Origin of the sequence: Halomonas sp. A29 (assembly GCF_046723295.1) — a bacterium.
In the GTDB taxonomy this organism is placed as follows: domain Bacteria; phylum Pseudomonadota; class Gammaproteobacteria; order Pseudomonadales; family Halomonadaceae; genus Halomonas.
In genome coordinates this window covers 28,614-51,590 of record NZ_JAXQPR010000001.1, presented here as the reverse complement: position 1 = coordinate 51,590, position 22,977 = coordinate 28,614, and the positions used below count along the sequence as shown (strand labels likewise).

The window sequence follows — 22,977 nt, the reverse complement described above, 5'->3', positions numbered from 1 at the left end:
CCCGACAGTCGTTTTTCGAGGAGTGACCATGGCAGGCGGATTTCGGCGCGGCAAGCGCCAGCGCACCCCCAAACTGGAAGCGCGCGGCGAACTCCAGTCGCTGGAGCGTGAAGGGCCATTCAAGGAGTGGCTGGGTATGCCGGATCTCTATCGCTTTCACTTGGTCGTCGATGGCGAAGCCTACAGCTACCAGACCGAAGACGCCGAGCTGACCGTGGCGGTAGGCGATCGTGTCGTGTTCCGCTACAAGGAGACCAAGGCGGGCAAGTGGGTCGACCGCAACTCGTTGGCCAAGGCGATCGACCCCTCCGACTACCACTAGCCGCCCGCGCAGTACACCTCGGCGCGGACGCGGAAGAGCGCGCTGGGAACCCTCCTGGCTCCAATGCTGTCATATGATCAATATGTCAGCGTCATGCAGATTACATCGGGCACAGTCATGCTGTGCCCGACGCATATCCTGCACAACAACGGAACGCCATTCCGATGCATGGAGGGAGCCAATGGAATTCGAACAGCTGAAGAGTTTCGTCGCCCAACACGACAATTTCGAGGTGCGTGTCATCACGCATTCCGGCAGCCATTGCTACCAGGTGGAGCTGGAAGACGTCGAAGGGGCGCGCCACATCCTGACTCACCGCGGCAAGCCGACGGTGTTTCGCTCCCTGGAGGACGTCTACCTTGAGTTGCAGCGTGCCGGTATCCATCGTGCCTTCCTGGTCCAGCACGTGCCTCAGGATGAGGTCGTCGGCCGTGAGGCTCACTACCGCGACCCGCTCACGTCACGCATGCCGCTGGTTTTCTAGGGCTTGCGGCGGCCCGGGCAGCTCGCCCGGGTACCAACCTTGATCCAAGTTATACAAATCACATTCATAGTATAACTTCATGCCCCGCACCCTTCCTGCCTGATACAATAACTGCTCCTTTTTCTCACCCATGAGGAGCGCAGCGCATGGCCGCATCGCAAGTGGAACCGGGCTCGACAGAACGTCAACGTCCTGCCCATGCTCCGGCGGATCATCCCGCGGTTTCGCGGCCCAAGGTGGGCGTCGTGCTGGCCAACCTGGGCACGCCGGATGGCACCGACTACTGGTCGATGCGGCGCTACCTCAGCGAGTTCCTCTCCGACAAGCGGGTCGTCGACTACCCGAGCTGGAAGTGGCAGCCGCTGTTGCAGTTGATCATCCTCAGCCGACGTCCGTTCAAGTCCGGCGAAGCCTATCGCGGCATCTGGAATAACGAGAAGGACGAGAGCCCACTGTTGACCATCACCCGGGAGCAGGCCCTCAAGGTGGCGACGGGCCTCCAGCAGCGATATGGTGACCGGGTGCTGGTGGACTTCTGCATGCGCTATGGCAATCCGTCCACCGACAGCGTGCTGCGGCGAATGCAGGCCGAGGGCTGCGAACGTATCCTGTTCTTTCCGCTCTACCCGCAATACGCCTCGCCAACCACGGCCACGGCCAACGACCACGCTTTCCGCACTTTGATGAAACTCAAGTGGCAGCCGGCCATTCGCACCGTGCCAGCCTATTTCGAGCACCCGGCCTATCTCGAGGCACTGGCCAACTCGGTGCGCGAGGCCTACGCCGCGGCCGACACGCCACCGGAGGTGCTGGTGGCCTCATACCATGGCGTACCCAAGCGTTTCCTCATGGAAGGCGATCCCTACCACTGCCAGTGCCAGAAGACCACGCGGCTGCTGCGCGAGCAGCTTGGCTGGGAGGAGAGTGCCGTGCAGACGGCCTTCCAGTCGCAGTTCGGTCCGGAAGAGTGGGTCGGACCGCCCACCGTGGATCACGTGGCGGAGCTGGCGCGCCAGGGCAGGAGGCACATCGCGGTGGTCTCGCCGGCGTTCTCTTCCGACTGCGTGGAAACCCTCGAGGAGATCAATGAGGAGATCCGCGACAGCTTCCTGGCGGCCGGGGGAGAGCGCTTCACCTACATCCCTTGCCTCAACGACCGCGACGACCATATCCACGCGTTGCTGGCGATCATCGACAATGAACTGAGCGGCTGGTGTTGAGTCGTCTCGCCCAGCGAGACGACTCAGCGGAACAGGCGCGAACGCTTCTGCTTGCGGTATTTCCAGGGGTGCCTGGCCCGGGCCGGACGGGCGACCCGGCTCTGGCCCACGTCCTCATCGCGGAATTCCGGCACCGAGCCCTGAGTACCGGTGATGAAGCGCAGGTGCATGTGCAGCCCGGTCTTGGCCAGCATGTGGCCGGTCACCGGGGCGGTGATGAACAGGAACAGCGTGATCAGCAGCTCCTGCACGTGCAGCTCGCGCTGGGTAATGGTGAAGTAGAGCATCGAGGCGATCAGCACGCAGCCGATACCCAGCGTGGTGCCCTTGGTGGGGCCATGCAGGCGCATGAAGAAGTCCTTGAACTGCAGCATGCCCAGCGAGCCGGTAAAGGCGAAGATACCGCCGGCTACCAGCAGGAAGGAGATCACGCCCTCGGCTATCACGTAGAAGGTCATGTGGTGTCCTCTATTCGATGATGTCGCCGCGCAGCAGGTAGCGGCAGATGGCCATGGTGCCGACGAAGCCGAGCATGGCGATCAGGATCGCCGCCTCGAAGTAGGTCTTGGTGTTGAGCCACAAGCCCAGCAGCACGATCAGGGCGATCGAGTTCACGTAGAGTGTATCGAGGGCCAGCAGGCGGTCGGGCACGTCGGGGCCGATGGCGAGACGGTACACGTTCATGGCCATGGCCAGCACGATCAGGGTCAGGCTGATCAGCAGAGCGGTATCTAGCATTCGAAGATCTCCTTGAGCGGCCGCTCGTAGCGATCGCGAATCTCGCGGATCAGGGCCTGCTCGTCGTCGAGGTCCAGCACGTGGATCAGCAGCGAGGAGCCGTCGAGGCGGATATTGGTCGATACGGTGCCGGGCGTCATGGTGATGGTATTGGCCAACAGGGTGATGGCCAGGCGATCCTTCACCTCGAGCGGATACTCGACGAACCCAGGATGCGGCTCGCGCCGCGGCAGCAGGATCAGCAGGCTGACGTGTACGTTGGCCTTGGCGATGTCCCACAGCACCACCAATACGAACCAGACCAGCTTGAGCGGATGCTTGACCCGTGGCAGTGGCTCCCAGAACCCCTGGGTCAGCAGGGGGATGCCGACTGCCAGGATCAGCCCCAGCAGCACCTGGCCGGGGGCGAGGCTACGGACCATCAGTAGCCATACCACCAGCAGTACCAGCGACAGCGTGGGCGTGGGCAGGTAGCGTCCCAGGGCCTTCATAGAGTGTCTCCCTGTGTCTCGCCGAGCGTCAGCTGGCGCAGCTGTGCGATATCCCGGGTGGGCGCGTCACCGAGTAACTGCTGGATCACCGTCTGGGGAGCGGCCAGTTGCTCGGCGGTGGCCTGGGCATAGTGGCTGACGGGGCCGCCGAAGGCGACCAGCACAGGGGCGCTGGCGAGCAGCCACACCACGCCGGCGAGCTGGGCGCGGCTGACTTTGCCGGCGGCGACTTCGCCCTTGTAGCTGGCCCAGAAGAATACCGAGCCGGCGCGGGACATGGCGATCAGGGCGCATAGACCCGCCAGCAGTAGCAGAGGCCACAGCCAGAGCCGCGCCACTCCCTCCGTAGCCTGCATCAGCAGCAGTTTGGCCAGTGAGCCTGCCAGGGGGGGAAGGCCGATCACGCCCACCGCGGCAATCAGGAACAGGACGCCGAGCAGCTGACGCTGGTGGAGACGTCGCGCACGCACCAGGCGCGTACCGGCCTTGCCGCGCTGCTGACCGATCAGTTCGGCGATCAGGAACAGCGCGCCGCAGATCAGCGTGGTATGCGGCAGGTAGTAGAGCAACGCGGTCGTGGCCGAGGGGGTGCCCAGCGCAGTGGCTGTCAGCAGCGTTCCGACCGAGACCAGCACCAGGTAGGCGATCAATGGGCGCAGGTCGCGTGCCGCTACCACACCGATGGCGGCCAACAGGATGGTCGCCAGCCCAGACCACCATAGCCAGCCGGTGATGGCGCTGGCGGCGGGAGTGTCAATGAAGATCAGCGAGTGGACCCGCAGGATGGCATAGAGGCCGACCTTGGTCATGATGGCGAACAGGGCGGCGACCGGTGCCGGTGCGGCGGCATAGGTGCGTGGCAGCCAGAAATAGAGCGGCAACAGGGCCGCCTTGAGGCTGAAGACCACGATCAGCAGCAGGGCGCCAGCGGTGACCAGGGCGGCATCATCGCCCGACATGTCCTCCACCCGGCGCGCCATGTCGGCCATGTTGAGAGTACCGGTGGCGCCATAGAGTACGCCCAGCGCGATCAGGAACAGCGCCGAGCCAGCCACGTTGAGGATCACGTAGTGCAGACCGGCGCCGACCCGGGCTTTGTTGCCGCCGTGCATCAGCAGGGCGTAGGAGGCCAGCAGCAGGATCTCGAAGAACACGAACAGGTTGAACAGGTCGCCGGTGAGGAAGGCTCCGTTCAGACCCATCAGCTGCAGTTGGAAGATGCCGTGGAAATTGCTGCCACGGATGTCGTCGCCAGCACAGGCGAAAATGACGCAACCCATGGCTAGCACGGCGGTCAGGGCCAGCATCAGTGCCGCGAGGCGATCGAGCATCAGCACGATGCCGTAGGGCGCCTGCCAGTTGCCCAAGGCATAGAAAGCCAGCTCTCCACCGGCTGCCTGGCGCAGCAGCAACAGGCTGACGAACAGCAGTAGGCCGGTGAAGGCGAGGCTCAGGCAGCGCTGGATATGGTCGGTTGCCTTGCCGGAGAGTAGCAGTACCAGTGCGCCCAGCATGGGCAACAGGATGGGTAGCGAGAGCAGGTGCTGATTCATCGCGGGCCGTCCCCATCTTCCCCCTGCTGGCCGTCCACATGATCGGAGCCGAGATCGCCGCGGGCACGAATCGCCAGGATCACGACGAAGGCGGTCATGGCGAAGCCGATGACGATGGCGGTCAGCACCAGGGCCTGGGGCAGGGGATCGGCGGGGGCGAACGATTCACCGATCACCGCTGCGGCATGGGTGTTGAGCCCGCCGGTAGAGAACAGGAACAGGTTCACCGCGTAGCCGAGTAGCGCCAGGCCGACAATGACGGGAAAGGTACGCCCGCGTAACAGCAGGTAGATGCCACTGGCGGTGAGCACGCCGACGACGAGCGAGAAGAGGGCTTCCATCAGCGTTCCTCCAGCGTGGGGCGGTTCATCGTAGTGACGCGGCCCAGATTGATCAGGATCATCAGCGTGGCGCCGACCACTGCCAGGTAGACCCCGACGTCGAACAGCATCGCCGTGGCGAGTTCGAACTTGCCCACCAGGGGCAAATGAAAGTAACCGAACGCCGAGGTCAGGAAGGGGTAGCCGAACAGCCAACTGCCGAGGCCGGTGGCAAGGGCGATGGCCAGGCCCGACACGGCCACGATGGGATAGGAGAGCGGCAGTCGCTCGCGGGTCCAGTCGTGGCCTCGGGCCATGTACTGCAGCAGCAGTGCGGTGGCGGTGATCAACCCGGCGATGAAGCCGCCGCCAGGCTGGTTGTGGCCGCGCAGGAAGATGTAGACCGACACCAGCAGCGCCAGCGGCAGCAGGATCTGTGCCACTACCGAGAGGATCAGCGGGTAGCGATGCTGCGACCAGCGAATGCCCTCGATGTTGCCTGATGGCATGAACAGGCGCAGACGGTTGAGCAGTTTGAAAGTGGCAAGGCCGGCCAGGGTGAGCACGGTGATCTCGCCCAGCGTGTCGAAGCCGCGGAAGTCGACCAGGATGACGTTGACCACGTTGGTGCCGCCGCCGCCGGGTACGCTCTCGCGCAGGAAATAGTCGGCGATGGTCGCGCTCTCCCGGGTCAGCAAGGCATAGTTGAGCATGGCCACTACCAGGCCCAGCGAGGCAGCCAGCATCAGGTCGCGCAGGATACGTCGACCCGATACCAGCAGCGGGGGGCGTTGGGGCAGGAAGAACAGCGCCAGGATCATCAGGATCATCGAAGCGACTTCCACCGACAGCTGGGTCAGCGCCAGGTCGGGGGCAGAGAAGCGCACGAAGGTGAGCGATACCGACAGCCCCACCACCGAGAGCATCAGCAGTGACACCAGCCGCCAGCGGTGGCTCAGGGCGCTGCCGATGGCACCGAAGATCATCAGCCCGGCGCCAAGGAGCAATATGCCGTCGAGCGGCTGCAGCCCCCGCTCACCGGTTAGGCTCTCCAGCTGTGTCAGGCCTATGGCGGCCATGGCCAATGCGCTCAGGATCAGCAGGGCCTGATAGCGCTGCAGGGAGCCGTTCTCCAGCTTCAGGGTCAGCCACAGGGCGGCCTTGATCAGCCGTTGTATCGCCGCTTCGAAGATCAACCCTGCATTGCGTTCGGGAAACAGCCCGGCGATGGCGGCGAAGCGACGCTGCTGGCTCAACACCAGGATGCCGCCGGCGACGGCGGCCACGCTCATCAGCAGCGGCATGTTGAAACCGTGCCACAGCGCCAGGCTGAAGACCGGCGTGGTTTCGCCCTGTACGGCAAGGCTCGCCGCGTTCAGCAGCGGCGCTGCCAGGGTCATGGGGAACAGCCCGATCACCAGGCTCATGGTGGCCAGTACCAGACCTGGGGCCAGCATGCCGCGAGATGGGTCATGGGCCTGCAGCGGCGGCTGGGCCTTCTGCTCGCGGGTCAGCTTGGGCTCGGCAAAGAACAGGCTCCAGATCAGCCGCAGCGAATAGGCCACCGAGAGCATCGCAGCGACCACCACCAGCAGCGGAATGACGATGCTGAGTGCTCCGAGCAGGTTGTTGATCAGACTCTGCTCGAACAGCATCTCCTTGGACAGGAAGCCGTTGAACGGCGGGAAACCCGCCATGGCGGAGCCGGCCAGGATCGTCATGGTGCCGGTCAGCGGCATCATCGACCAAAGCGCACCGAGGCGATCGATGTCACGTGTACCGGTCTCGTGATCGATGATGCCGACCATCATGAACAGTGCCGCCTTGAAGGTGGCGTGATTGAGGATGTGGAATATCGCGGCAACGATGGCGAGTGGGCTGCCCAGTCCCAGCAGCAGGGTGATCAGTCCCAGATGGCTGACGGTGGAAAAGGCGAGTATGCCCTTGAGGTCGCGCTCGAGCAGGGCGAACCAGGCGGCATAGAGCATGGTCGCCAGGCCCACCAGTGACAGGCTGACCGTCCATAGTGCGGTGTCGCCCAGGGCAGGGTTGAGACGCGCCATCAGCAGCACGCCCGCCTTGACCATGGTGGCCGAGTGCAGGTAGGCGGAAACTGGCGTCGGTGCGGCCATGGCGTGGGGCAGCCAGAAGTGGAACGGGAACTGGGCCGACTTGGTGAAGGCGCCGAACAGCACCAGTGCCAGGATCAGCGGGTAGTGCTCGGAGGCGCGGATGAGGTCGCCGGCTGCCAGCACGTCGCTCACGGCGAAACTGCCGGCAATCTGGCCGATCAGCAGGATGCCGGCGAGCAGGGTCAGCCCGCCGGCGCCGGTGACGATCAGTGCCATGCGCGCGCCGCGCCGGGCATCGCTGCGGTGGCCCCAGAAGCCGATCAGCAGGAACGACGAGATGCTGGTGAGTTCCCAGAACAGCCACAGCAGGATAAGGTTGTCCGCCATGGCGATACCGAGCATGGCGACCATGAACAGCATCATGTAGGCGAGGAAGCGGCCGTCATCCTCGTCGCTCGAGAGGTAATAGCCGGTGTAGCACAGGATCAGGCTACCGATACCCAAGATCAGCAGCGCGAACAGCAGAGTCAGGCCGTCGATGCGCAGTGCCAGGTCGAGACCCAGCAGGGGGATCCAGGGTATCTGTAGGCTGATCACGTCGCCGGCGATGACGGCCGGCGCGTTCACCAGCACCAGGCCAAGGGCGAGCAGCGGGGCGATCAGGGTAGCGACGACACAGATCTTGCGACCATGGCGAGAGGTCATTATCGGCACAAAGATGCCGGCGATAGTGAGAAGGGGGATCCACAGCAACGACATGGTGGTTCGTCCATTCTGGCGGCGGGTCGGACATCGTTCCATGGCGCCATCGCGTGGTGGCGCGCCCGAGTACCACTCACAGGCTAATTATAATGATCGAGAATCGACGCGGTGGGCTGCCGGAAGGGAATGAAAAAACGGAGGAAAATCGCTATACTAGCAAGCCGTTTTGTCGTGAAATCAACGCTCACCGTAGCCAGCCGCGGCGCAAAGTCTACTGCTTTTGCGCTGCAATAGACAGTCTGGGACGGCTGCCAACGCTCATCCTTTGGGCGTATTTTCTGGGCTCAATCACCGTTTCTTGACCTGGTGCACTATCGACTTGAAGCTCTCCCGGAAGGGGCTTGACAAGGCTGATTTGCCAGCAACTTTACGATGCAGTGCCGGGATGCTCCGATACTGCTGGAAGAACCGACAGAAGGGAACTGCATGATGCAACTTGCCGTGCTATCAGGATTCGTGCTGGCCGCCTTTGCCCCCTTGTTGCATCACTGGTTCGGCTCACGCACCAGCTTCGTGCTGGCTGCATTCCCGGCCCTGCTGGCGCTGTGGTTCCTGGGTCAGGTGCCGGCGGTGATGGAAGGCGAGGTCTTGCAACTGCAGCTCGACTGGGTGCCATCGCTGGGCATGAGCCTGACCTTCGTCATCGATGGCCTGGCATTGCTGTTCGCTCTGCTCATTACCGTCATCGGTACCTTCGTGTTGATCTATGCCGGCGGTTACCTGAAGGGCCACCGTGACCTGGTGCGTTTCCATGTCGTCATGCTCGCCTTCATGGTGTCGATGCTGGGGCTGGTGTTGGCAGATGGCCTGCTTACCCTGTTCGTGTTCTGGGAACTGACCAGCATCACCTCCTATCTGCTGATCGGCTTCAGCCATGCCGACATCGAAGCGCGCAAGTCGGCGCGCCAGGGTCTGTTCGTCACCTTCGGCGGCGGACTGGCCCTGATGGCAGGTCTGGTGATGCTCGGCAATGCCAGCGGCAGCTGGTCGCTGGCCGAGATCGGCGCCGGGGCCATCGATCTGCGTGAACACGATCTCTACCTGCCGCTGCTGCTGTGCCTGCTGCTGGCGGCGTTCACCAAGTCGGCCCAGTTCCCGTTCCATTTCTGGCTACCCAATGCCATGGCCGCGCCGACGCCGGTTTCCGCCTACCTGCACTCGGCCACCATGGTCAAGGCCGGTATCTATCTGTTGGCACGCCTGCAGCCCAGCCTCGGCGGTACCGAGGAATGGGTAGGCATCCTCTCGGTGGTGGGGGCGCTAACCATGTTCACCGGCGCTTTCCTGGCCATTCGCCATACCAACATCAAGAAGTTGCTGGCGTACTCCACGATCATGGCGCTGGGTACCCTGACCATGCTGCTCGGCATCGGGACCGAAGGTGCGCTGATCGCCTTCGTCACCTTCCTGCTGGCGCACTCGCTGTACAAGGGGGCGCTGTTCATGGTGGCCGGCATTCTCGATCACGAAACCGGCACCAAGGACGTCACCGCCATGGGTGGCCTGCGCCCTCTGATGCCAGTGACAGCAATCGTCGCCGTGATCGCTGCACTGTCGCTGGCCGGCGCGCCGCCGCTGTTTGGTTTCATCGCCAAGGAGCTGCTGTTCGAGACGGCGCTGGAGGCCGATGCCTTCGGTTGGCTGATCCTGCTGCTCTCCTTCATCTCGGCCTTTCTTACCATCGCCGTGGCGGCCATCGTCGCCTTGCGTCCGTTCTTCGGTGAGCGTCGCCCAACGCCGCGAGTTGCCCACGAAGCCCCACTGTCGATGCTGCTGGGACCCGCCTGTCTGGCGGTACTCTCCGTGTTGCTCGGCCTGCTGCCGGTGCTGGCCGGAATGGGCGTGCTCACCGCAGCGGCCTCGGCGGTGATGGGGGAGCCGATAACCGTTTCCCTGTCGCTGTGGCACGGCATCAACCTGCCACTGATCATGTCGATCGTGACGCTGGTGCTTGGCTACCTGTTGTTCAAGCGCTGGGATCGCCTGCGCGCTCATCTGGCACGGCTCGACCCCATCATGGCCCGTGGTCCCGAGGCAGGTTACGAGGCGTTCATGCACTGGATCACTGTGGTATCCGACTGGCAGACTCGCATCCTGCAGAACGGCTACATGCGCAACTATATCCTGGTGATGGTCATGGTGCTGATTGCGCTGATCGGAAACTCTCTGCTGCTGCGCCACTCGCTGGAGATAGGCTTCGAACTCGATGTGCGCTTCCACGAGGTGGTGGTAGTCACCTTGATGGTGTTCGGCGCGCTGTTCGCGGCCATCGCCCGCTCGCGGCTGAGTGCCGTGGTATCGGTGGGAATCATGGGGTTCTCCATCGCGCTGACTTTCATCCTGTTCAGCGCTCCCGACCTGGGCATCACCCAGCTGTTGGTAGAGACGCTGACGGTGATCCTGCTGGTCCTGGTGCTGTTCCGCCTGCCGCGCTTTGCCAGCCTGTCTACGCCTCTCGAGCGGGTGCGTGACGTGCTGGTGGCGGGTAGCCTGGGAGGGCTGATCACGTTGCTGATTCTCACCGCCTGGGGGATCGATCAGTTCGTCCCGATCTCGGACTACATGATCGAGAACAGTGCACCGCTGGCCCACGGCCGCAACATCGTCAACGTGATCCTGGTCGATTATCGCGCGCTGGATACCCTGGGCGAGATCTTCGTGCTGGCGCTGGCGGCCATCGGGGTCATCGCCATGCTCAAGCTGAGGGCGCCGGTCAGGTCCGCCAAGCCGACGGCACAGGAGAAGGAGTCGAGCAATGGTTAAGTCTGGCACGCTCATACTGCACACGGCGGCACGCATCCTGATGCCGCTGCAGCTGCTGTTCTCCGTATTCCTGTTGCTGCGCGGCCACGATGAGCCTGGTGGTGGCTTCATTGCCGGGCTGGTGGCTGCCGGGGCTTTCACCCTCTACCTGTTCGCCTTCGGCGTCAGCGCCACGCGTGAAGTGCTGCGCATGGTCGATCCTCGCGACCTGATCGGCATGGGGCTGCTGCTGGGCATGATCTCGGTGTTTCCCGCCTGGTTCGTCGACCAGCCGTTCCTGACCGCCCAGTGGTGGACGATCCCCGGTCTCGACTTCAAGGCATCGACGCCGCTGATCTTCGATATCGGTGTCTATTTCGCGGTGCTGGGGTCGGTGCTGGCCATGGTCATGACACTGATGGAGGTGGACAAGGATGAGCCTTGAGCACTGGGGCGCCGCGGGTGCCGTATCGTTGAACCCACACGGAGGAATGGCATGGAACCGGTGATGGCCGTGGCCATAGGGATGCTCTTTGCGGCAGCGATCTTTCTCATGCTGCGCCGCTCGATCGTCAAGCTGGTGATCGGGCTGATGCTGCTCTCCAACGCGGCGAACCTGCTGATCTTCACCTCGGCGGGGATGACTCGTGGAGCACCACCGCTGATCCCCGAGGGGCTCACGGCACCGCTGGGACCGGTGGCCGATCCCTTGCCCCAGGCCGTGGTGCTGACCGCCATCGTGATTGCCTTCGGCGTGCTGGCGTTCGCCGTGGTGCTGATCCGCCGGGCCTACGAAATCGTCAAGGCCGATGACCTGGACAAGATGAAGGAAACCGATACGTGAGGCCTGAAGTCGCCCTTCCCGTTCTTCTGCCGCTTTTGTCGGGTGCCATCTCGCTGCTGTTCTGGCGCTCGCGTCCCATGCAGCGCTTCACCGCCGTGGCCGGGAATCTTGCACTACTCGGTATAGCGTTGTGGCTGCTGGTCACGGTGAGCCGCGAAGGCTATGTGGTGATCCAGATGGGGGGCTGGCCGGCTCCCTATGGCATCACCCTGGTGGCGGACATGCTCAGTGCGGTGATGGTGGTGCTGACCGGCATCATCGGCCTGGCGCTGTCGGTCTATTCGCTGGCTTCCACCGGCCCGGGGCATGAGCGCTTCGGCTTCTATCCGCTGATGCATCTGTTGCTGGCCGGGGTGGCCGGGGCCTTTCTCACCGGCGATATCTTCAATCTCTACGTCTGGTTCGAGGTGATGCTGGTGGCTTCCTTCGCGCTGCTGATTCTCGGTGGTGAGAAGGCGCAGATGGAAGGAGCGATCAAGTACGTCACTCTCAACTTGCTGGCCTCGGTGATCTTCCTCACCGCAGTGGGTTTGCTGTATGGCACCGTCGGCACTCTCAACATGGCGGATGCCGCCCAGCGCCTGGCCATAGCGGAACACCAGGGCATGGTCGAGGTGCTGGCTGTTATGTTCATGGTGGCCTTCGGCATCAAGGCGGCGGCCTTCCCGCTGTTCTTCTGGTTGCCGGCCTCCTACCACACGCCGCCGGTAGCGGTATCGGCGCTGTTTGCCGGGCTGCTGACCAAGGTGGGTGTCTATGCCCTGTACCGGGTCTTCACCCTGATGTTCGACCACACCATGGGCTATACCCAGGACCTGCTGCTGTGGGGGGCTGCGTTGACCATGGTCACGGGGGTGCTCGGCGCAGCGGCGCAGTTCGAATTTCGCCGCATTCTGTCATTTCATATCGTCAGCCAGATCGGCTACATGATCCTGGGTCTGGCTCTGTTCACCCCGCTGGCGATTGCCGGTGGTATCTTCGCCGTCATGCACAACATCGTGGTCAAGACCAACCTGTTCCTGATCAGTGGCGTTACCCGGCGGCTGCAGGGTACCTACGAGCTGAAGAAGATGGGCGGGCTCTACCGCGAGCGGCCATGGTTGGCGGTGGCCTTCTTTCTTTCGGCCTTCTCGCTGGCGGGGGTCCCGCCACTGTCGGGCTTCTTTGCCAAGTTCGTCATCGTGCGTGCTGGTATTGAGGCGGAAGCCTACGTGGTCACTGCGGTTGCCCTGCTGGTGGGCCTGTTGACGCTCTATTCCATGGTCAAGATCTGGAACGAAGTGTTCTGGAAGACGCTGCCCGAGGATAATCTGGTGCCGACCGAGGAGGTGGTGGCGGGCGACGACAGCCGCATGGTACCGGCCAGCCTGTGGCTGATGTACTTGCCGGTGGCCGTGCTGGCGGTGTTCGCGCTGCTGATCGGTGTTTTCGCCGAGCCGCTGATGGGCATTATGAATGTGATTGGCGACCAGCTGATGAATCCGCAGGGCTACATCGAGGTGGTCATGGGAGGGGCGGTCGGTGTCGAGGAGGCGCTGATCGATACGACGGACCAAGAGGAAGAGCTGCCATGACCGGTGCGATCTGGAACCTGCTGCTGGCGCTGGCCTGGGTCATCCTGTCCGGCGATTTCTCGGGGCTCAACCTCGTGGTCGGGCTGGTATTCGGCTACATCACCCTGGTGCTGATCGAACCACAGGTCGATGCCCTGGCCGGCTACCCGGGACGGGTGCCGCGGATATTGGGCTTCCTCGGCTTTTTCGTCAAGGAGCTGGTGCAGGCCAACCTGAGGGTCGGTTTCGATATCCTGACTCCGCCCTGGCATATGAAGCCTGGGGTCATCGCCATGCCCTTGGCCGCCCGCACGGAGCTCGAGATCACCATGGTCGCCAACCTGATCTCGCTGACGCCCGGCACCCTGAGCCTGGACGTCTCCGACGATCGCAAGGTGCTCTATATCCATGCCATGTTCCTCGATGACGAGGAGGAACTTCGCCGCAACCTCAAGGAAATGGAATGTCGCGCCCTGGAACTGTTCCGTTGACATCGACGAAGGGGGAGCTGCAATGGATGTCGTGATCCTGATCAGCCAAGTATTGATGAGCCTTGGCCTGATTCTGGCCTTTGTCCGGGTCGTGAGGGGCCCCAGTCTTCCCGATCGGGTGGTGGCGCTGGAGCTGTTCGCCAGCATCGTGGTGGGGCTGGTGGGGGTGTATGCCATTCGCACCGACGTTTCCAGCTTCCTGGATGCCGCCATCGTGATCGCACTGATGGGCTTTCTGGCCGCCATCGGCTTTGCCCGTTTCCTGGAGCGTGGAGGGCCGCGCGATGATTGAATACGTTAAAGGCTTCCTGATCCTGACCGGGGCTCTCTTCATGTTGCTGGCGGCGCTGGGGATCCTGCGCCTGCCCGACCTGCTCACCCGCATGCACGCCACCACCAAGGCCGCTGCCCTGGGGGTGATCCTGATCATGCTCGCGGTGGCGTTGCACTTCGGTGATGTGGCCGTAGTGGCGCGGGCCTTCGCCATCATCGTCTTCGTGCTCATGACCGCGCCAGTGGCGGCCCACGTGATCGGCCGGGCCGGCTACTTCGTCGGCTCCAAGCTGTGGAGCGGTACGGTAAAGGACGAGCTGCGGCCCAACTACGACCCGTTCACCCATGAGCTCAAGAGCGGCCTGGAAACGGATACCAACGCCGTGCATCAGCCTCGCGAAAACGATCCCAAGTGACCTGCGTACCCGCCCCTTGCGGCCGGTTACACAATACGACGATTCCGCGGCCCGGAGGGCTGGCCAGAGGGCCGCTTCTGGGCCATTATCGGTGGCCTTCGATGTAAAGGAATACCTCGCCATGACTCGTCCACTCTTCCCTGTCGCCTTCCTTCTCCTGCTGTTGGCCGGATGTCAATCCGGTCCCGTACAGGACGTAGCGGCCAATGAACGCCAGCCCGATACCGCTCCCTCGAGCGAGGCTGCCGCACCCGAGCCGGCTCCCAGCGAGGCCGAACGGGCCGCACCTGAGGACTTCCAGGCCTGGCTGCGCGACTTTCGCCGCCAGGCCCGTAGCGAAGGGGTCAGCGAAGCGACCCTGGCGCGCGCGCTGGATGGTGTCCGCTATCGGCCACGCATCATCGAGCTGGACCGTTCGCAGCCTGAGTTCGTGCGTCCGATCTGGCAATATCTGGACAGTGCAGTTTCCCAGGCTCGGGTGAGCCAGGGGCAAGCCAAACTCGCCGAGCATCGGGACACGGCCCAGCGCATGGAGCAGCGCTATGGGGTACCGGCCGAGGTCATCGTGGCCATCTGGGGCATCGAGAGCAATTACGGCGGCAACTTCGGCGACTTTTCCACGCTCGAGGCGCTGGCGACCCTGGCCTTCGACGGGCGGCGGCGTGACTTTGCCCGCGGCGAATTGCTTGCCGCCCTGCGTATCATCGAGGCGGGTGACATCGCACCGGAGCGCATGGTCGGCTCCTGGGCCGGTGCCATGGGGCACACTCAGTTCATTCCCTCCAGCTTCGAGTCCTACGCTGTGGATGGGGACGGCGATGGGCGACGCGATATCTGGGGCAGCATCCCGGACGTGATGGCTTCTACCGCCAACTATCTGGCGCGGGCCGGCTGGCAGCTCGGCCAGCCCTGGGCAGTGGAGGTGCGCCTGCCTGAGGATTTCGACTATGCACAGACCGAGCTGACAACGCGCCGTTCCAGCAGCGAGTGGGCGCAGCAGGGCGTGAGTCGTATCGGTGGAGGTAGCCTGCCCGGCTTCGAACAGGCCTCGGTGATCGCTCCGGCCGGTGCTCAAGGGCCGGCCTTCCTGGTGGGGCCAAACTACCGTGCCATCCTGCGCTACAACAATGCCACCAGCTATGCCTTGGCGGTGGGAACCCTGGCCGACCGGATCGCCGGGCGCGAAGGCATCCGGGCCGAGTGGCCGCGCGATGCGCAGCTGCTGTCACGCAGTCAGGTACGCGAGATGCAGCAGGCACTCAACGCGCGCGGCTTCGATGTCGGCACCCCGGATGGGGTCATGGGGCCTAATACACGTAGCGGTCTGCGCGAGTTCCAGCGCAGCATCGGCGTCACGCCGGATGGCTTCGCCACCGTGGGGCTGTTGCAGCGGCTACAGCGTTGATGCGTTGCTCGCCCCGGTGAGCCGGGGCGGGCGTGCCAAGGAGCGTGCCTAATTGTTGGTCCAGCGGTCCAGAGTTTCGCTGATGGTGCGGCCGGCCCGCTCGGCTCCCTCCTGGGTGCGCTCCCAGGCCTGCTCGGCACCTTCGCCGATGCGATCGGCGCCTCTGCGGGTCTGCTGCCAGGCACTGTCTGCACCTTCACCGGCGTCATGCCAGGCTTCACGAGCGCGCTGACGTGCCGTGTCCCACCACTCCTTGTCGTAGCGTGGCATGGCCTCAAGAGCCTCCTGGTCGGCGTCGACGACGATTTCATGGCGGGTTTCGTCATTCTCTTCATGATTGACCAGGCGGTAGTGGGCGTTGGTAATTACCAAGTAGTCGCCGTTCTGCCCTACGGCATCGTTGGAACGAACCACGATGGCGTGTACTTTCCTGTCGTCGCCCATCAGCATGTCGACGACCTGGCTGGGCTGACTGTCGGGCGCCACCTCGAAGTGCACGTCGGCGTCGAGGATGGCGCGAGTGGAATAGAGGCCTTGCGGGTCGAACTGGGCCTGTGCGCCAATGGCGAGGCCGGCGATGAGCAGGCCGACCGAGGCGGCGATGGTCGTCCTTGTCATGCGTGGCTGTGACATCGTCTTGCCCTCCCTTTTCCTTGGTGATGCAAATAGTGTAGTAAACGTAACACCTGTGTCAGTTGGCTGGAACCGCAGCGCTGATCAGGGGTCCACTGAGCTTTGACGATGAAAGGAGGTTTCGTCCATGCCCATGAGGGAGTCGAGTATTCGCCGCCAGACCTGTCGCCATCTGCATCGATTGGCACTGGCAGTGGGGCTGTTGTTGGCCGGCTTGGCGCCGTCCCTTGCCGATGAGGAGAAACCGGTATTCGGCTGGATCGAGAAAAGCACTCTCGAACCCTGGGGTGTCGAGGTGAAGGCCAAGCTGGACAGTGGCGCGCTCACCTCGTCCCTCGATGCCCGTGACATCGAGGTCTTCGACAAGGAGGGCGAGGAGTGGGTACGTTTTCGCCTCGAACTCACTGATGAGGCCAGTGGCGAGCCGTTCGAAGAAGAGTTGGAAATGCCCTTGTACCGTGATATCCGCGTACGCGGCGCTGGCGGCCGGGACGAGCGTCCGGTGGTACTGATGAAGGTATGCATGGGCGATACGGTCTACGAGGAGCAGTTCAGCCTGCGCGACCGCGGAGAAATGCACTATCCGCTGTTGCTCGGCCGGCGCAGCATCGGTCATCTGGGTCTGCTCGACGTGACCCGCACCTTCCTCAACAAGCCCGATTGCAAGGACGACGCTGAAGTCATGCGTTATAACGGAGAAGAAGAGGGCGACATCGAGGACGACGAGGCGTGACTCCCGCCGCCCGCTGTGGGCGCTTCAGAACAGCCGGGCGAGCAGGGCGACCACTGCCGTCTCCACTCGCAGGATGCGCGGCCCCAGGTGAATACCCTCGCAGCCGGCCTCGAGCAGTCGCTCCACTTCATGAGGAATGAAGCCTCCCTCCGGCCCGATGAATAGCGCAATGGGCTCGCTGAGGCCCGAGGGGCAGGCCTGGACCATGCCGGGGTGCGCGACGAGTCCACGTCGGGCTTCGAGCAACAGCGGCAGACGTTCTTCTACGAAGGGACGGAAGCCCTTGGCCAGGCTCACCTCGGGTAGCAGCGTATCTCGCGCCTGTTCGAGCCCCAGTACCAGGTGCTCGTGAATCTTTGCCGGGGAGAGCTCCGGCGACTGCCAGTAACTCTTCTCCACCCGACGGGTATGCAGCAACGTGACGTGTTTCACACCCAGGGCGGTGACATGCTCGAGGCTCCTTGCCAGCATGCGCGGGCGCGGCAGGGCGAGCACCAGGTGCACCGGCAGCGCCGGCGGCGGCGGTGTGTCGAGGCCGTCGAGCGTGAAGCGGGCCTCGTCGGCGGTCAGCAGGGTGAGTTCGCCACGACCGATGCCGCCGCCCGCCACACCCAGGGTCAGGGTGTCGCCGACCTGGGCGCGATGGATCTCCCGCAAATGACGCAGACGGCGCGGGTCGCGCAGACATGCCAGCCGGTCGTGTTGGATCTCCTCGGGTGTCAGCAGGATCAGGTTCATCGGGCCTCGTTGGTCGCTTCGATTTGCAAGGAGGGTGGCGCGGTGCACAATAGCAGCCAAGGGCAGTTTGCCTTCCCTACAAGGAGTGTCGCCGTGCGCGTGATTCGCAAGTATGCCAACCGTAGGCTCTATGATACCCAACAGAGCCGCTATGTGACGCTCGAGGATCTGCGGCGCTTGATTCTCGATGAGGAGCCGTTCCGGGTCGAGGATGCCAAGAGCGGAGAGGACCTGACGCGTACCATCCTGCTGTCGATCATCATCGAGCAGGAGCAGGCCGATGGCGAGGCCGAAGTGTTCTCCAACGACCTGTTGGCACAGTTCATTCGTGTCTATGACATGGCCCAGCCATTGCCGCTGGCACGTTATCTGGAGCAGGGCACGCAACTGATGCTCGAACAGCAGAAGCGCATGCAGGACCAGTGGCAGCAGGCCATGCGCCACTCGCCCATGGAGCTGATGCGCGAAATGGCCGAGGAGAACATGCGTTTCTGGCAGCAGGCGATCGGCCAGGGGCAGCCCGGCAAGCCGGGGTCGAAGGAAACGCCGGACAAGAAAGGCAAGGACGACGACAAGACCTCATAGCGGGGCGGCGTGCCGGTCAGCTTTCTGCCATAATGCCGCGACGTTTCCCAGCCGAACACCAGGCTTCGCCTCAGTCGAGCCTGCGTAGCAAGAGACAGGAAAAACAAGCGGATGAAGGTTTTGATCATCGGCGGCGGTGGCCGCGAACATGCGTTGGCCTGGAAAGTCGGCCAGTCACCTCGCGTCGAACGGGTGTTCGTGGCACCCGGCAACGCCGGCACGGCACATGAGGCGGGTCTGACCAACGTCGCCATCGAGGCGACTGAGTTGGAGCGCCTGGTGGATTTTGCCCGTGACGAAGGTATCGCGCTGACCATCGTCGGTCCCGAGGCGCCGCTGGTCGAGGGAGTGGTCGATCGCTTCCGCGAGGCGGGACTGGCCATTTTCGGTCCCACCCAGGGTGCGGCACAGCTCGAGGGCTCGAAGTCCTTCACCAAGGACTTCCTTGCTCGCCACGCCATCCCCACGGCCGCTTACCGCACCTTCACCGAGGTCGAACCGGCGCTGGCCTATCTGGCCGAGCAGGGCGCGCCGATCGTGATCAAGGCCGACGGCCTGGCTGCGGGCAAGGGCGTGATCGTGGCCATGACCCTGGCCGAGGCCGAGGCGGCGGTGCGCGATATGCTCGAGGCCAATGCCTTCGGCGATGCCGGGGCTCGCGTGGTGATCGAGGAGTTTCTCGAAGGTGAGGAAGCCAGCTTCATCGTCATGGTTGACGGCACCACGGTGCTGCCGATGGCCACCAGCCAGGACCACAAGCGTGCACTCGACGGCGACGCCGGCCCCAATACCGGCGGCATGGGCGCCTACTCGCCGGCACCGGTGGTGACCGAGAGCGTGCACGAGCGCATCATGGAGCGGGTCATCATGCCCACGGTGTACGGTATGGCGGCCGAGGGCCATCCGTATACCGGTTTCCTCTATGCCGGCTTGATGATCGACGACGAAGGCAATCCCAAGGTCATCGAATACAACTGCCGCTTTGGCGATCCCGAAACCCAGCCGATCATGCTGCGCCTGCAGTCGGACCTGGCCGAGCTGTGTCTGGCGGGGGCGCTCGGAGAGCTGGCCGGGCAGACTTGCGAATGGGATCCGCATGCCGCCGTGGGCGTAGTGTTGGCAGCGGGCGGCTATCCTGGCAGTTACCGCAAGGGTGACGCGATAGAAGGTCTCGAGGCCGCCGCTATCACCGGCTGCAAGGTGTTCCATGCCGGTACCGCTGAGGACGATCAGGGCCGCGTGGTGACCAGCGGGGGCCGAGTATTGTGCGTTACCGCGCTGGGGCAGGGGGTGTCCCAGGCGCGTGATCTGGCCTACCAGGGCGTGGCGGCAATCCGCTGGGACGGTGTTCAGTTCCGCAGCGACATTGCCTATCGCGCCATCGCCCGCGAGCGACAGGCCAACTGAGTCACCGGCAACCTGCCGCATCGACCAGATAACAATATTCAGGGAGTGGACATGGAGCGTATCAAGCTGGAGTTTCCCGAGTCCGCCATTGTGCACCGGCAACCGCTGTCGGTGCGTATCACCGACATGAACTACGGCCGCCATCTGGGCCATGACTCCTTGGTGTCACTGCTCCACGAGGCCCGCATCCAGGCATTCGGCGCGCTTGGGCTGAGCGAGTGGGACATGGGTGGGTACCCCAGCGTGGTGGTCGACCTCGCAGTGCAGTACCAGTCCGAGGCCCGCTGGCCGGATGCGCTGGTGGTGGAAACCGCGATTCCTGCGCCTGCAGGCAAGGCCATCGTTGTCTATCACCGGGTATGCCATGCCGAAGGCGGCCGCCCGGTGGCCACCGCTCGTCTCAATGTGGTGCTGGTGGATCCGGCCCAGGGGCGTAGCGTCGCCATCCCCGAGGCTGTCGGCCAGGCTATCGCTGGAGTGGAGAGCGCCTGATGTCGCGCGAATACCCGATCATTGCCGTCACCGGCTCGTCAGGCGCCGGTACCACGACGGTGAAACGAACCTTCGAGCGTATGTTCGCCCGTGAGGATGTTCATGCCGCCTTCGTCGACGGCGACGCTTTCCATCGCTATACCCGTGAGGAACTGGCGCGGATCTTCCGCGAAGAGCCGGAACGCAAGAATCAGCTCTCCCATTTCGCCGTGGAAGCCAACCTGCTCGACCGTCTCGAAGCGCTGTTCCACGAGTACGGCGAGCACGGCACCGGCACTTTCCGTCACTACATCCACGCCGAAGACAAGCAGATGATCGAGGCCGGCTACCAGGTCGGCACCTTCACCGAATGGCAGCCGTTGCCCTGCGGCACCGACCTGCTGTTCTACGAAGGCCTGCATGGAGGCCTGGTCACGGCGGGGCACGACATCGCGCGGCACGTCGATCTGTTGGTGGGCGTGGCGCCGACCATGAATCTGGAGTGGATCCAGAAGATCGACCGCGACATCAAGATGCGCGGCTATTCCCAGGAAGCGGTGATCGACACCATCCTGGGACGCATGGACGACTACGTGCGCTACATCCAGCCGCAGTTCTCGCGCACTCACATCAATTTCCAGCGCGTGCCCACCGTGGATACGTCCAATCCCTTCGAGGTTCAGGACATCCCCAACGATGCTGAATCGTTCGTGGTGATCCGTTTCCGCGACCCCTCCACGGTAGACTTTCCCTGGCTGTTGGCAATGATCCAGGACTCCTTCATGAGTCGTCCGCACACCTTGGTGGTGCCCGGTGCAAGGATGTCGCTGGCCATCGAATTGATCCTGGCGCCGCTGGTGCGCCACCTGCTGGCCCAGCGTCGCTTTCGTTGAGAGGGGGCGCTGCTGCGCAACTTCCAGCGGTGACGAGAAAGGAACCCGAACCGATGCAAGACTGCCTGTTTTGCAAGATCGTCAAGCGCGAGATTCCGGCCGACATCGTCTTCGAGGACGAGCAGGTTCTGGCGTTCAATGACATCAATCCCCAGGCGCCCACTCACATCCTGATCATTCCCAAGCAGCACATTGCCACCTTGAACGATATCGAGGAGGCCGATCTGGCCTTGATCGGCCGGCTGCAGTACACCGCAGCCCGGCTGGCCGAGAAGCGCGGCTTTGCCGATGACGGCTACCGCGTGGTGATGAACTGCAATGACCAGGGCGGGCAGACGGTCTATCATATTCATATGCACCTGATGGGCGGTCGTCGCTTTACTTGGCCGGCTGGCTAGCTGGCGCTTTGCGGAGCAATCCGCGCGCGTCGAGGCGTGCGGCGCATCAGGTGCAACTGAATCATGGCGCCACCCAGCAGGGTGGCGCTGCCGTGCTTGCGGCAGCCTTCTGGCGGACGGTGGCAAGTCCGTTCTGCGTATACAACAAGGTTGCGTACAGCCAGGCTTCGTACCGGAAAGCTTCGTACAGGAAAGAGCGAGATGAACCGCAACTATTCCCATGCCGACAACCTGATTCACCAGTTCGATACCGTGCTGCGCACACTGGTGCCGCATGCGGCAGTCGCATCGCGCCCTTCGCCGGCGACTGCAGAAATCCAGGACGACGACATGACCGCCGACGAGCGGCGCCATGCCGCGGGGCTGATGCGGGTCAATCATACCGGTGAGGTATGTGCCCAGGCGCTGTATCAGGGACAGGGCTGTACCGCCAAGTTGCCCGAAGTACGCGATCAGATGGAGCACTCCGCCCAGGAGGAGATCGACCACCTGGCCTGGTGTGACGACCGGCTACAGGAGCTCGACAGCCACACCAGCCTGCTCAACCCGCTGTTCTATGCCGCTTCTTTCGGCCTGGGGGCGGTGGCCGGGGCCGTTGGCGACCGGATCAGCCTGGGTTTCGTCGCCGCCACCGAGGAGCAAGTGGGCAAGCATCTGGAAGAGCACATGGTCAAGCTGCCCGCGGGAGACCGGCGCTCCCGAGCCGTGCTGCGTCAGATGGCCATCGACGAGGCACACCACGCCCAGTTGGCGCTGGAAGCCGGCGGCGCGCGTTTTCCGGCGCCGGTCAAATTCGGCATGAGCCTGATGTCCAAGGTGATGACCAAGAGCGTCTATCGACTCTGAGCAAGAAGTCATGGCAGAGAAGGCCCATCGGTGCTGCGTCACAATGAGCCCAAGAGACTTTCCGTACCGACGGGGTCACTCCGTCCAGAAGCAGAAAGGCCCGCTAGAGCGGGCCTTGTGGTTTCAGAAAATGCCTTGCCGCATCAATCATCGACGATGCTGTAGGAGTGGGTGACTTCGACGCCGCCTTTGGCCAGCATGATCGAGGCGCTGCAGTACTTCTCGGCGGAGAGTTCCACCGCGCGCTTGACCTGGCTCTCCTTGAGATTGCGCCCGCTGACGGTGAAGTGTATGTGGATCCTGGTGAACACCGACGGCACCGTGTCGGCGCGCTCGGCCTCGATGCTGGCCACGCAGTCGGTCACACCGGCACGGGATTTCTCGAGGATCTCCAGCACATCGAAGGAGGTGCAGGCGCCCATTCCCATGAGCAGCATCTCCATCGGGCGCGGGCCGGTATTGCGTCCGCCGTGGTCGGGTGGACCATCGATCACCACGCTGTGACCACTACCCGATTCGGCGACGAACTGACGGCCATCGGTCCACTTGACGCTGGCTTTCATGAGCAAGGTTTCCTTGTCGATACG

At 63.4% G+C, this 22,977-nt stretch carries 27 protein-coding genes; 18 read left to right on the top strand and 9 right to left on the bottom strand.

The window, feature by feature from the left end:
- Positions 1-28: 28 nt before the first annotated feature.
- The 3 genes from SPH52_RS00275 to hemH all read left to right on the top strand — a co-directional run bounded on the left by SPH52_RS00275 (position 29) and on the right by hemH (position 2,026).
- A complete protein-coding gene (locus SPH52_RS00275; protein ID WP_411792998.1) occupies positions 29-322 on the top strand; it encodes a hypothetical protein in 294 nt (97 codons plus the stop codon).
- 181 nt (positions 323-503) lie between these two features.
- Positions 504-806, top strand: a complete 303-nt coding sequence (locus tag SPH52_RS00270; protein ID WP_411792997.1) for a DUF6482 family protein — start codon at positions 504-506, stop codon at positions 804-806.
- 146 nt (positions 807-952) lie between these two features.
- Positions 953-2,026, top strand: a complete 1,074-nt coding sequence (gene hemH / locus SPH52_RS00265; RefSeq protein WP_411792996.1) for a ferrochelatase — start codon at positions 953-955, stop codon at positions 2,024-2,026.
- A gap of 23 nt (positions 2,027-2,049) precedes the next feature.
- Here hemH and SPH52_RS00260 read toward each other — a convergent pair whose 3' ends face one another.
- The 6 genes from SPH52_RS00260 to SPH52_RS00235 are packed head-to-tail and all read right to left on the bottom strand — an operon-like array spanning position 2,050 to position 7,959.
- Positions 2,050-2,484 (bottom strand): Na+/H+ antiporter subunit G, encoded by a 435-nt coding sequence (locus tag SPH52_RS00260; RefSeq protein ID WP_411792995.1) that lies wholly within the window; start codon positions 2,482-2,484, stop codon positions 2,050-2,052.
- Positions 2,485-2,494: 10 nt separating this feature from the next.
- Positions 2,495-2,764: a K+/H+ antiporter subunit F gene (locus SPH52_RS00255; RefSeq protein ID WP_159550058.1), complete on the bottom strand. Its 270-nt coding sequence runs from the start codon at positions 2,762-2,764 to the stop codon at positions 2,495-2,497.
- Complete coding sequence (locus SPH52_RS00250; protein WP_411792994.1) at positions 2,758-3,255, bottom strand: Na+/H+ antiporter subunit E; 498 nt, start codon at positions 3,253-3,255, stop codon at positions 2,758-2,760. The genes SPH52_RS00255 and SPH52_RS00250 overlap by 7 nt, the downstream gene beginning before the upstream one ends.
- Positions 3,252-4,808, bottom strand: a complete 1,557-nt coding sequence (locus tag SPH52_RS00245; RefSeq protein WP_411792993.1) for a monovalent cation/H+ antiporter subunit D — start codon at positions 4,806-4,808, stop codon at positions 3,252-3,254. The genes SPH52_RS00250 and SPH52_RS00245 overlap by 4 nt, the downstream gene beginning before the upstream one ends.
- Entirely contained in the window at positions 4,805-5,149 is a 345-nt protein-coding gene (locus SPH52_RS00240) for a Na+/H+ antiporter subunit C (RefSeq protein ID WP_411792992.1), read from the bottom strand. Before SPH52_RS00240 ends, SPH52_RS00245 begins: the two co-directional genes overlap by 4 nt.
- Positions 5,149-7,959 carry a monovalent cation/H+ antiporter subunit A gene (locus SPH52_RS00235; RefSeq protein ID WP_411793591.1) on the bottom strand — a complete coding sequence of 937 codons (2,811 nt, stop codon included), beginning with the start codon at positions 7,957-7,959 and terminating at the stop codon, positions 5,149-5,151. Before SPH52_RS00235 ends, SPH52_RS00240 begins: the two co-directional genes overlap by 1 nt.
- A gap of 432 nt (positions 7,960-8,391) precedes the next feature.
- On the opposite strand from SPH52_RS00235, the gene SPH52_RS00230 reads away from it, so the two are divergent.
- From SPH52_RS00230 to SPH52_RS00195, 8 genes are all read left to right on the top strand, one after another.
- Positions 8,392-10,725: a putative monovalent cation/H+ antiporter subunit A gene (locus tag SPH52_RS00230; RefSeq protein ID WP_411792991.1), complete on the top strand. Its 2,334-nt coding sequence runs from the start codon at positions 8,392-8,394 to the stop codon at positions 10,723-10,725.
- The gene (locus tag SPH52_RS00225) at positions 10,718-11,149 is read left to right on the top strand and encodes a Na+/H+ antiporter subunit B (RefSeq protein WP_411792990.1); all 432 of its coding nucleotides are present in this window, start codon (positions 10,718-10,720) and stop codon (positions 11,147-11,149) included. Before SPH52_RS00230 ends, SPH52_RS00225 begins: the two co-directional genes overlap by 8 nt.
- A 51-nt stretch (positions 11,150-11,200) precedes the next feature.
- Positions 11,201-11,548: a Na+/H+ antiporter subunit C gene (locus tag SPH52_RS00220; RefSeq protein WP_411792989.1), complete on the top strand. Its 348-nt coding sequence runs from the start codon at positions 11,201-11,203 to the stop codon at positions 11,546-11,548.
- Positions 11,545-13,122 carry a Na+/H+ antiporter subunit D gene (locus tag SPH52_RS00215; RefSeq protein ID WP_411792988.1) on the top strand — a complete coding sequence of 526 codons (1,578 nt, stop codon included), beginning with the start codon at positions 11,545-11,547 and terminating at the stop codon, positions 13,120-13,122. The genes SPH52_RS00220 and SPH52_RS00215 overlap by 4 nt, the downstream gene beginning before the upstream one ends.
- Positions 13,119-13,592: a Na+/H+ antiporter subunit E gene (locus SPH52_RS00210; protein WP_411792987.1), complete on the top strand. Its 474-nt coding sequence runs from the start codon at positions 13,119-13,121 to the stop codon at positions 13,590-13,592. The genes SPH52_RS00215 and SPH52_RS00210 overlap by 4 nt, the downstream gene beginning before the upstream one ends.
- Before the next feature lie 22 nt (positions 13,593-13,614).
- Positions 13,615-13,884 (top strand): monovalent cation/H+ antiporter complex subunit F, encoded by a 270-nt coding sequence (locus SPH52_RS00205; protein WP_411792986.1) that lies wholly within the window; start codon positions 13,615-13,617, stop codon positions 13,882-13,884.
- On the top strand, positions 13,877-14,281 hold the full coding sequence (gene mnhG, locus SPH52_RS00200; protein ID WP_411792985.1) for a monovalent cation/H(+) antiporter subunit G: 405 nt from the start codon (positions 13,877-13,879) through the stop codon (positions 14,279-14,281). The genes SPH52_RS00205 and mnhG overlap by 8 nt, the downstream gene beginning before the upstream one ends.
- A gap of 121 nt (positions 14,282-14,402) precedes the next feature.
- Positions 14,403-15,686, top strand: a complete 1,284-nt coding sequence (locus SPH52_RS00195) for a lytic murein transglycosylase (RefSeq protein WP_411792984.1) — start codon at positions 14,403-14,405, stop codon at positions 15,684-15,686.
- Between the two features lie 48 nt (positions 15,687-15,734).
- On the opposite strand, the gene SPH52_RS00190 is transcribed toward SPH52_RS00195, so the two are convergent.
- Positions 15,735-16,319: a hypothetical protein gene (locus SPH52_RS00190; protein ID WP_411792983.1), complete on the bottom strand. Its 585-nt coding sequence runs from the start codon at positions 16,317-16,319 to the stop codon at positions 15,735-15,737.
- Positions 16,320-16,452: 133 nt separating this feature from the next.
- Here SPH52_RS00190 and SPH52_RS00185 point away from each other — a divergent pair, with 133 nt between their 5' ends.
- Complete coding sequence (locus SPH52_RS00185) at positions 16,453-17,052, top strand: ATP-dependent zinc protease (RefSeq protein ID WP_411793590.1); 600 nt, start codon at positions 16,453-16,455, stop codon at positions 17,050-17,052.
- Positions 17,053-17,076: 24 nt separating this feature from the next.
- On the opposite strand, the gene SPH52_RS00180 is transcribed toward SPH52_RS00185, so the two are convergent.
- On the bottom strand, positions 17,077-17,790 hold the full coding sequence (locus SPH52_RS00180; RefSeq protein WP_411792982.1) for a 16S rRNA (uracil(1498)-N(3))-methyltransferase: 714 nt from the start codon (positions 17,788-17,790) through the stop codon (positions 17,077-17,079).
- 93 nt (positions 17,791-17,883) lie between these two features.
- Between SPH52_RS00180 and phaR the strand changes: the two genes are divergently transcribed.
- The 6 genes from phaR to coq7 all read left to right on the top strand — a co-directional run bounded on the left by phaR (position 17,884) and on the right by coq7 (position 22,390).
- Positions 17,884-18,375 (top strand): polyhydroxyalkanoate synthesis repressor PhaR, encoded by a 492-nt coding sequence (phaR, locus tag SPH52_RS00175; protein ID WP_411792981.1) that lies wholly within the window; start codon positions 17,884-17,886, stop codon positions 18,373-18,375.
- A gap of 111 nt (positions 18,376-18,486) precedes the next feature.
- Positions 18,487-19,782, top strand: a complete 1,296-nt coding sequence (gene purD, locus SPH52_RS00170) for a phosphoribosylamine--glycine ligase (protein ID WP_411792980.1) — start codon at positions 18,487-18,489, stop codon at positions 19,780-19,782.
- Positions 19,783-19,833: 51 nt separating this feature from the next.
- Complete coding sequence (locus SPH52_RS00165) at positions 19,834-20,274, top strand: acyl-CoA thioesterase (RefSeq protein ID WP_411792979.1); 441 nt, start codon at positions 19,834-19,836, stop codon at positions 20,272-20,274.
- The gene (locus tag SPH52_RS00160; protein WP_411792978.1) at positions 20,274-21,146 is read left to right on the top strand and encodes a phosphoribulokinase; all 873 of its coding nucleotides are present in this window, start codon (positions 20,274-20,276) and stop codon (positions 21,144-21,146) included. Before SPH52_RS00165 ends, SPH52_RS00160 begins: the two co-directional genes overlap by 1 nt.
- 53 nt (positions 21,147-21,199) lie before the next feature.
- Positions 21,200-21,544, top strand: a complete 345-nt coding sequence (locus SPH52_RS00155; RefSeq protein ID WP_411792977.1) for a histidine triad nucleotide-binding protein — start codon at positions 21,200-21,202, stop codon at positions 21,542-21,544.
- 201 nt (positions 21,545-21,745) lie between these two features.
- The gene (gene coq7 / locus SPH52_RS00150; protein ID WP_411792976.1) at positions 21,746-22,390 is read left to right on the top strand and encodes a 2-polyprenyl-3-methyl-6-methoxy-1,4-benzoquinone monooxygenase; all 645 of its coding nucleotides are present in this window, start codon (positions 21,746-21,748) and stop codon (positions 22,388-22,390) included.
- A gap of 143 nt (positions 22,391-22,533) precedes the next feature.
- Here coq7 and SPH52_RS00145 read toward each other — a convergent pair whose 3' ends face one another.
- Positions 22,534-22,953 (bottom strand): OsmC family protein, encoded by a 420-nt coding sequence (locus tag SPH52_RS00145; protein WP_411792975.1) that lies wholly within the window; start codon positions 22,951-22,953, stop codon positions 22,534-22,536.
- Positions 22,954-22,977: the final 24 nt, after the last annotated feature.

Coding starts and splice junctions, on each gene's coding strand:
- SPH52_RS00205 (WP_411792986.1), top strand. CDS start 13,615: ATGGATGTCGTGATCCTGATCAGCCAAGTATTGATGAGCCTTGGCCTG.
- SPH52_RS00190 (WP_411792983.1), bottom strand. CDS start 16,319: ATGTCACAGCCACGCATGACAAGGACGACCATCGCCGCCTCGGTCGGC.
- SPH52_RS00250 (WP_411792994.1), bottom strand. CDS start 3,255: ATGAAGGCCCTGGGACGCTACCTGCCCACGCCCACGCTGTCGCTGGTA.
- SPH52_RS00270 (WP_411792997.1), top strand. CDS start 504: ATGGAATTCGAACAGCTGAAGAGTTTCGTCGCCCAACACGACAATTTC.
- purD (WP_411792980.1), top strand. CDS start 18,487: ATGAAGGTTTTGATCATCGGCGGCGGTGGCCGCGAACATGCGTTGGCC.
- SPH52_RS00195 (WP_411792984.1), top strand. CDS start 14,403: ATGACTCGTCCACTCTTCCCTGTCGCCTTCCTTCTCCTGCTGTTGGCC.
- SPH52_RS00220 (WP_411792989.1), top strand. CDS start 11,201: ATGGAACCGGTGATGGCCGTGGCCATAGGGATGCTCTTTGCGGCAGCG.
- SPH52_RS00185 (WP_411793590.1), top strand. CDS start 16,453: ATGAGGGAGTCGAGTATTCGCCGCCAGACCTGTCGCCATCTGCATCGA.
- SPH52_RS00165 (WP_411792979.1), top strand. CDS start 19,834: ATGGAGCGTATCAAGCTGGAGTTTCCCGAGTCCGCCATTGTGCACCGG.
- SPH52_RS00260 (WP_411792995.1), bottom strand. CDS start 2,484: ATGACCTTCTACGTGATAGCCGAGGGCGTGATCTCCTTCCTGCTGGTA.
- SPH52_RS00245 (WP_411792993.1), bottom strand. CDS start 4,808: ATGAATCAGCACCTGCTCTCGCTACCCATCCTGTTGCCCATGCTGGGC.
- SPH52_RS00160 (WP_411792978.1), top strand. CDS start 20,274: ATGTCGCGCGAATACCCGATCATTGCCGTCACCGGCTCGTCAGGCGCC.
- SPH52_RS00275 (WP_411792998.1), top strand. CDS start 29: ATGGCAGGCGGATTTCGGCGCGGCAAGCGCCAGCGCACCCCCAAACTG.
- SPH52_RS00230 (WP_411792991.1), top strand. CDS start 8,392: ATGCAACTTGCCGTGCTATCAGGATTCGTGCTGGCCGCCTTTGCCCCC.
- SPH52_RS00235 (WP_411793591.1), bottom strand. CDS start 7,959: ATGTCGTTGCTGTGGATCCCCCTTCTCACTATCGCCGGCATCTTTGTG.
- mnhG (WP_411792985.1), top strand. CDS start 13,877: ATGATTGAATACGTTAAAGGCTTCCTGATCCTGACCGGGGCTCTCTTC.
- SPH52_RS00210 (WP_411792987.1), top strand. CDS start 13,119: ATGACCGGTGCGATCTGGAACCTGCTGCTGGCGCTGGCCTGGGTCATC.
- hemH (WP_411792996.1), top strand. CDS start 953: ATGGCCGCATCGCAAGTGGAACCGGGCTCGACAGAACGTCAACGTCCT.
- coq7 (WP_411792976.1), top strand. CDS start 21,746: ATGAACCGCAACTATTCCCATGCCGACAACCTGATTCACCAGTTCGAT.
- SPH52_RS00255 (WP_159550058.1), bottom strand. CDS start 2,764: ATGCTAGATACCGCTCTGCTGATCAGCCTGACCCTGATCGTGCTGGCC.
- SPH52_RS00155 (WP_411792977.1), top strand. CDS start 21,200: ATGCAAGACTGCCTGTTTTGCAAGATCGTCAAGCGCGAGATTCCGGCC.
- SPH52_RS00240 (WP_411792992.1), bottom strand. CDS start 5,149: ATGGAAGCCCTCTTCTCGCTCGTCGTCGGCGTGCTCACCGCCAGTGGC.
- SPH52_RS00180 (WP_411792982.1), bottom strand. CDS start 17,790: ATGAACCTGATCCTGCTGACACCCGAGGAGATCCAACACGACCGGCTG.
- SPH52_RS00145 (WP_411792975.1), bottom strand. CDS start 22,953: ATGAAAGCCAGCGTCAAGTGGACCGATGGCCGTCAGTTCGTCGCCGAA.
- SPH52_RS00225 (WP_411792990.1), top strand. CDS start 10,718: ATGGTTAAGTCTGGCACGCTCATACTGCACACGGCGGCACGCATCCTG.